Origin of the sequence: Pseudonocardia acidicola, assembly GCF_012911935.1 — a bacterium.
Lineage (GTDB): Bacteria > Actinomycetota > Actinomycetes > Mycobacteriales > Pseudonocardiaceae > Pseudonocardia > Pseudonocardia acidicola.
This window is the reverse complement of the sequence record NZ_JAAXLA010000077.1, coordinates 26,469-33,244: the sequence shown is the minus strand read 5'-3', so window position 1 is coordinate 33,244 and position 6,776 is coordinate 26,469. Positions and strand designations below refer to the sequence as shown.

Sequence of the window (6,776 nt, the reverse complement as noted above, 5' to 3'; positions counted from 1 at the left end):
GCCCAGATGGTCACTCGGCCCGCCGGGGAGAGACGCATCACCGCAGGTCAGAGCTGCGCTTCCGGCCGAAAAAGGCCCTCCCTCCGGAGGCGGGAGCGCAGGTTCGAATCCTGCCGGGGGCACCATCCGCTGACCAGCGGTTTCTCTGTTCACGATCGCGACTAGTTCGATCGCGTGGGATGGATCGTGGGATGAACGCCCTTACGATCATCCCGTGCCACCCCGTAAGCGCCGCCAGCGCGGGTACATCGAGCAGCTGCCCAGCGGTTCGTACCGCGCCGTCGCCTACGCCGGCACGGACCTGCTGACTCGCCGCCCGCGCTACCTTCGCGAGACCGTCAAGAGCTATGACGAGGCGAAGAAGGCGCTCGTCAAGCTCCAGCGCCAGATCGACGAGGACAACCACCCGAAGTCCGACATCACCGTCGGCCAGGCGATCGAGCAGTGGCTCGAGGTCGCCGAGCTGGAGGACACGACGCGGGAGCGCTACGAGGACCTCATCCGGCTCTACATCCTGCCCACGTTCGGCGACCTCCAGGCCGCCAGGCTCGACGCCGAGCTCCTGGAGCGCTTCTACGCGCGGCTGCACCGGTGTCGGGACATGTGCACCGGGAGACCGCGAAACGGGCACACCTGCCGCCCGCTGAGCTCCAGCACCACCCGCAAGATCCACTACATCATCCGCGGCGCCCTGGAACGCGCCGTTCGTTGGCGCCACCTCGGTGTCAACAAGGCCGCGATGGCCGTCGCACCCTCACCCCAGCGCACCGAGCCCGACCCACCCAGCGCCGACGAAGCCGCACGACTCCTGTACGCCGCATGGAGCGACCCGGAATGGGGCCTGCCGCTCTGGCTGACCATGCTCACCGGACCGCGCCGCGGCGAGATCTCAGCGCTCCGCTGGCGGCATGTGGACTTCGACCGCGGGCTCCTGTCGATCGTGCGCAGCAATGCGCAGCCGAAGGCCGGCCTCAAGGAGAAGTCCACCAAGACCGGCCAGGATCACGAAGGCCTTGCGACGGCGACCTCGCCCGCAGCGCGCAGGCCGGGGGCGAGTGCGGCGAGGACGTCGATCGCCTCGTGGATGTAGCGGAACATCGTCGTTGTGCCGATCCCGTGGCCGGCGGCGAGGTCGGTGTAGGTCTCGCCCTTGCGCAGGTGCGCCACCACCAGCAGCGCCTGCTCGCCCACAGACAGCCGCCGCCAGCGTGTCCCGACCGTCGAGCGACGGTGTCGCAGCGCGGCGGACAGCGTGATGAGGGCGTGGTTGGACACGGACACCCCCGCAGGGTAGGAAGGCAACTGAAGCTCCTGGTCAGGACGTGTTGATCTAGTCAATCGCCCGTCTACCAGGAGCTTCACTCAATCTGGTCACGCCACGCCGCAGCAGCACACGCCCGCCCTCCACCAAGTTGCAGAGGGCTCAGTGCCCATCCCGCCGGACCCCGGCCCGGCGTGTCGGGCCGGAAACACCGTTTGATCGACAGTCCCGACGAGCCCGGCGAACGGCGCGGGATCATGCCTCCCGGCGCTCCTGCGGCACGGCTGGGTGAACCGCGCGGGAGCGGGGACCGCGGGTACCGGTGGCTGTCTCGGGCTCGGCCAGCGGGCTAGCCTGGGGAGTGACCGAAGGGGGGCGCGGTGACGACGTCCGCTTCGACTGGCCCGGTGCCGCTGAGCGTGACCGAACAGGTGTTCCCGGCGAAGCCGGTGATGCTGCGGGACATCCGCGCCTTCGTCGCCCGGCTGGCGCGCGCGGCCGGGATCCGGGATGTGGAGCTGCACCAGATCGTGCTGGCCACGAACGAGGCGGCGACGAACGCGATCGAGCACAGCGGCAGCGATGTGGTGCGCGTGGGGTGGGAGCACGGTGACCAGGGCGTGTGGATCTCTGTGGCGGACGAGGGCGTGTTCAAAGCCATCGGTGGCGCCGCCGAGGACGGTGAGTGGGGCCTGAATGTGGTGCTCGCGCTGGCCGAGGAGGTGACGATGCGGGCGGGCCGGCCCGGCGAGCGCGGCACCCTCGTCCGGTTCCACGTCCGTAGCCGGTCGCCGGTGGGCGGTGGGCCGGTTCGGGTGCGGCTGCTCGTCGTCGACGGTGACCGGTTCTCCGGCCGGTCGTTGTCCGCGTTTCTGACGGCCGAGGGGTACGAGGTCTCCCTCGCCGCGTCGGTGCCGGCTGGCCGGGAGGCCCTGGCGGGCCGGCCCGGCCTGGTGATCGTTGATGTGATGACCTCGAATGGGTTGGCCGCGGGGCTGTGCGAGGAGATCACGCGGACGGGGGTCCCGGTGCTGGCGCTGTCGGTCCTCCCACCGCCTGCGGCGTTGCGGTCGGACCGGTTTGTGCGCAAGCCGGCGCATCCCCTAGAGGTGTTGGCCGTTGTCCGGCAGCTGCTTGCGGACGTCGCGTCGGACCCGGTCCGTGCCTAGCCGAAGGTTGGCGAGCGGGCAGCCGCGACTCGACGCGATCCTGGGCGGCGGGCTCATTGATCCCTCGATTGCCCTGGTCGCGGGGCTGCCGGGCAGTGGCAAGACCGTGCTCGCGCAGCAGTACGCGTTCGCGAACGGCACCGATCAGCGGCCGGCGGTGTATCTGAGTACCGTCGCGGAACCGCTGAGCAAGATCCTCTACTTTGCTGAGGGTCTGTCCTTTTTCGATGCCGGCCGCATCGGCCACTCGGTGGTGTTCGACGACCTCGGCGGTAGCTCGGACGCCGAGGGGCTTGCTGGCGTGCTCACCCGGATCACCGAGCTCGTTGAGCGGCAGCCTTGTTCGGTGCTGGTCATCGACAGTTTCCGGGCGCTGCGGTATCAGTCGCGCAACGCGGGCGAGTTCGAGGGCTTCATCCATGAGCTGGCCGGGCGTCTGACCGCGACGGGCACGATGGCGCTGTGGCTGGGCGAGTACAGCCAGGACGAGTTGGCGTCGCGTCCGGAGTTCGCCATCGCCGACGCCGCGATCGTGTTGGCGACCGAGGAAAACGGGCAGCGGGAGAGCCGCGCCCTGCGGGTGCTGAAACTGCGCGGCAGCGGTTTCCGCTCCGGCGCGCACGCCTACCGGATCGGCGTCGACGGCGTCGAGGTGTTCCCCCGGCTCAGCGACGTCGCCGACACCCGGTACGAGTTGGGCCGCCAGCGCGCGAGTTCAGCCATCCCCGCGCTCGACCAGCTGCTCGGCGACGGATACTGGCCGGGCTCGGCGACCCTGGTCATCGGCCCGTCCGGGTGCGGGAAGACCGTGATGGGGTTGCAGTTCATCTTCGGTGGGGCCCGTGCGGGGGAGCCCGGAGTGTTCGCCTCGTTGCAGGAGAACCGCGTCCAGGTCGAACGGATGATCCACGGATTCGGATGGAATCCCGACGACCCGGGTGCGGTGGTGCTGTGCGACTCACCGAACGACATCTACGTCGACCAATGGTTCTACCGGCTGCTCGACACCCTGGAATCCGTCCGGGCTCGCCGGGTGGTGATCGACAGCCTGGGTGACCTCGCGGCGGCCTGCCCCGATGACAAGCGGTTCCGCGAGTTCGTCTACTCGCTGCTCAACCGCTGCTCGCGCGCGGGTGTCAGCGTCCTGGTCACCGTCGAGTCGCCGGAGCTGTACGGCCAGACGAGACTGTCCGAGCGCGGCGTGTCTCACCTGTCCGACAATGTGATCCTGCTTCAGTACCTGCGCAAGGACAGCACTATGTCGCGGGCGTTGACCGTCCTGAAGACGCGAGCGAGCGATCATCTGCCGCAGACACACGAATACGAGATCACCCATGATGGCATCAGCATCGGGAAGCCGGTCAACCCGGTTTGAGGCCTACTGGAACCAGGGTGACCCACCATCGGTGCACCTGAGCGGCGAGGTCGACTTGAGCACCCACGACCGGCTCGCGGCGGTCCTCGACGGGGCTGCCACGCCCGGGCGCGACCTCGTCATCGACTGCACGAACCTCACGTTCATCGATGGGCGGGGGATTTCGATCATTGTCCGGACCGCGCGGGTGATCGGCGACGCGCAGCTGCGAGTCAAGGGCGTACACGGTGCCGTCGCCGTCCTCATCGATGTCCTCGACCTCACCAGAGCCGTGCCAAACCTGCGGCAAGACCCCACATAGTCGGCGATTGTGAGGACCCGACCGAGCACGTCAACGTTGGCTTTCAGCGGCATGTCGCGGCGACTTCGATCGCACACGAGCCAAGCCGAGCGGACGTCGTTGACCACCGTACGTTTCTCCAGCACTCGCGAAGTAGGCTGTATGGGGTCACGGCTTCGAGAGCTGGCATCGACACGCCGCTCGCCAAATACTCTCCCAGCGTTCCTATCTGTCGTCGGCGTCAGTTATCCGACGACGCGACGGTCGGCGGAATGAGGACGTCGAGCCCGAGATGCAGGCAGGGGTTTGAGCTCTGGTTGCGCGACGAGCCGTACTCGGTTGTCGAGGGCAAAGTGGCCGATCCGGCTGGACCCCGCTCAGCTGGACCTGTTGGTCGTGGCACACCTGCCGAAGGGAAGGACCCCGCCGACGTGGCAGCCGGCTTCCGGGGACTTGATGACGGTCTACTGCACCTGCGGGTGGTCGTCTCCCCTGTAGGCGCCCCGACAGGGTCGTCTGCCCGTCTCCGGTGCGGGGTGCGCGGCGGGCGTAGCGTGGCCGCATGCGCCGGTTCGGCGCCGCCCGCCCTGCTCTAAGTCCGGGCTCACGGCGTCACGCGTCGTGCTTGCACGGCTACGTGGCGGAGTACCGCCGCTGCCTGGCGGAGTTCTCCGCCGAAGGCCTGGAGGACGGGCTGCGCGTGGCGTACGTCTGCTCCGACGGTGCGGAGGCGGCGCGGGAGGATCTCGCGGATCTGAGCGGCCGGGACCGGCTGCTGGCCGCCGGCGCGCTCCACGTCTTGTCGGCGCGGGACGCGTACGGCACCGGTGGGCCGGTGGATCCGGAACGAGTGGTGGCCTTCTTCGCGGCCGCGACCGAGCAGGCCCTGGCCGACGGGTTCGGCGGGCTGGCGGTGAGCGCGGACGCCACCAAGCTGGTCGGCACCCCCGCGGCGCTGGACGCGTTCGCCCGGTACGAGTTCCTGGTGGACCGCTACATGGCCGGTCATCCCCTGTGGGCGCTGTGCGGCTACGGGCTCGAGCTGGGCAACGACACCGTGACCGAGTTCGCGTTGCTGCACGCGCCCGGGCCGCCGAACGAGGCGCCGGCCCGAATGTTCGGCTGTGCCGACGGGGCGATCGGCCTCGCCGGCCAGTTCGACCCGGGCGGCGTCGCGGCGCTCGGACGGGTGCTGCCCCGCCTGCGGACGGCGGACGGCGTGACGCTCGTCGTCGACATGGCCGACGTCGAGTACCTCGACCATCGGTTGCTGCTGATGCTCGACGGCTACGCCCGCAGAAGCGGGGTGGCAGTGTCGCTGCGGTCAGCCCCGCCGTTCGCGGCCCGGCTGATGGAGTTGCTGCCGGTGTCGTCGCTGCAGCGGACAGAGCCGGGAGTGCAGGGGTCGGGAGCGCAGCGATGAGGACAGGCGTAAACGGTTACGTCGGGCACGTGCACGAGGCCGGCTTCTACTCCTCGGACGCCGAGTTCCTGGCGTTGATCGTGCCGTTCGTGACCGGCGGGATCGCCGCCGACGAGCCGGTCGTCATCGGCTACGACGACCGCAAGTGCGACCTGCTACGGGCCGAGCTGTCCCGGCCCGACGCGGTCAGCTTCATCGCCGACACCCGCCTGTACGCCACGCCCGCGGGTGCCATCGAGGCCTACTGGCAGCAGTTCCACCGGTATGTAGCGGCCGGCGCCGAGCAGATCCGCATCGCCTGCGACGTCCCGCACGAGGGCAACGGAGGACGCTTCGCCGGCTGGGACCGCTACGAGTCCGCCGTCAACATCGTCTGGCAGGACTACCCCGTGTACAGCCGCTGTCTCTACGACGCCACCACCGTGGCCGACCCCGTCCGCGATGTCGTCGAACGCACCCACCGACGCGTGCTCACCCCCGACGGCGGCGCCACCGCCAGCCCCCGCTACCAGAACGTCACCGACTTCGAACCGCTGCCACCGGCAGCCGATCCGCTGGAGGCGGCCACTCCGGCCGTCACGCTGGTCGACCCCTCACCGACGCAGTTCGTGCACCGGATCGCGGCGGCCGCGCACCGGCGCATCGACGCCACGACCCTCGACGAGCTGCAATTCGCGGTCTTCGAAGCCGTCCTCAACGCCTACCTGTACGGGCGGCAGCCCGTCACGGTGAAGTGCTGGACCGGCCCCGACCGGATCGTGATCCATGTGCACGACACCGGCCCCGGACCGGCCAACCCGCTCACCGGCCTCGTCCAGGCCCCCGGCGGTCCCACCGGCGCCGGTCTCGCGCTGTGGCTCATCCACCAGCTCACCAACATCGACATCGCCCTCCTCACCACCGCCGACGGATTCACCGTCCGGCTACGCGGCGGGCGCCTCCCCACCCCAGCCGGAAGCGGCGCCGGAACAGACACAGCACGCCCCTGAGCCCGCACGAGGCATCCCGGCGACCCGGCACCGACCAGGGGATGACCGGACCACCGAGTGCATTCAGGCAGACCGCGGACTGGATCAGCCCACCACCCGCCCCGGCTCGGGTCGGCGGCCACCGACAGCGCCCGGCCATCAGGTTGGTATCGGCGAAGGCCTCGAACTGAGCCGTGAACGATCTTCGCCGTGGGATGGCTCGTGGAGCGAACCACAGCACACAGCAGGGCTCCGGAGACACAGAACGCGAACAGAAAGCCCTGGTAGGACCACAGAAGG

The 6,776-nt window shown here is 69.5% G+C and carries 5 protein-coding genes and 2 pseudogenes; 6 read left to right on the top strand and 1 reads right to left on the bottom strand.

Translation table 11 applies throughout. The features are described 5' to 3' along the window. Positions 1 to 214: 214 nt before the first annotated feature. Positions 215 to 565 (top strand): annotated as a pseudogene (locus HF526_RS37560) (tyrosine-type recombinase/integrase); the annotation flags it as partial. A 426-nt stretch (positions 566 to 991) separates the two neighbouring features. On the opposite strand, the pseudogene HF526_RS28550 reads toward HF526_RS37560, so the two are convergent. Beyond that, positions 992 to 1,302: pseudogene (locus HF526_RS28550) on the bottom strand (helix-turn-helix domain-containing protein); the annotation flags it as partial. Positions 1,303 to 1,641: 339 nt separating this feature from the next. Here HF526_RS28550 and HF526_RS28545 point away from each other — a divergent pair. The 5 genes from HF526_RS28545 to HF526_RS28525 all read left to right on the top strand — a co-directional run bounded on the left by HF526_RS28545 (position 1,642) and on the right by HF526_RS28525 (position 6,497). Continuing rightward, complete coding sequence (locus HF526_RS28545) at positions 1,642 to 2,430, top strand: ATP-binding protein (RefSeq protein ID WP_169384678.1); 789 nt, start codon at positions 1,642 to 1,644, stop codon at positions 2,428 to 2,430. Next, complete coding sequence (locus HF526_RS28540; protein ID WP_211177927.1) at positions 2,381 to 3,805, top strand: DUF7125 family protein; 1,425 nt, start codon at positions 2,381 to 2,383, stop codon at positions 3,803 to 3,805. The genes HF526_RS28545 and HF526_RS28540 overlap by 50 nt, the downstream gene beginning before the upstream one ends. Positions 3,806 to 3,836: 31 nt before the next feature. Continuing rightward, positions 3,837 to 4,106 carry an STAS domain-containing protein gene (locus HF526_RS28535; protein WP_169384677.1) on the top strand — a complete coding sequence of 90 codons (270 nt, stop codon included), beginning with the start codon at positions 3,837 to 3,839 and terminating at the stop codon, positions 4,104 to 4,106. Between the two features lie 541 nt (positions 4,107 to 4,647). Further along, complete coding sequence (locus HF526_RS28530) at positions 4,648 to 5,508, top strand: MEDS domain-containing protein (protein WP_275404236.1); 861 nt, start codon at positions 4,648 to 4,650, stop codon at positions 5,506 to 5,508. Further along, a complete protein-coding gene (locus HF526_RS28525) occupies positions 5,505 to 6,497 on the top strand; it encodes a sensor histidine kinase (protein ID WP_169384675.1) in 993 nt (330 codons plus the stop codon). The genes HF526_RS28530 and HF526_RS28525 overlap by 4 nt, the downstream gene beginning before the upstream one ends. The last annotated feature ends 279 nt before the right edge of the window (positions 6,498 to 6,776 follow it).

Excerpts from the sequence above, each read along its gene's own strand:
- HF526_RS28530 (WP_275404236.1), top strand. The coding sequence starts at position 4,648 with ATGCGCCGGTTCGGCGCCGCCCGCCCTGCTCTAAGTCCGGGCTCACGG.
- HF526_RS28525 (WP_169384675.1), top strand. The coding sequence starts at position 5,505 with ATGAGGACAGGCGTAAACGGTTACGTCGGGCACGTGCACGAGGCCGGC.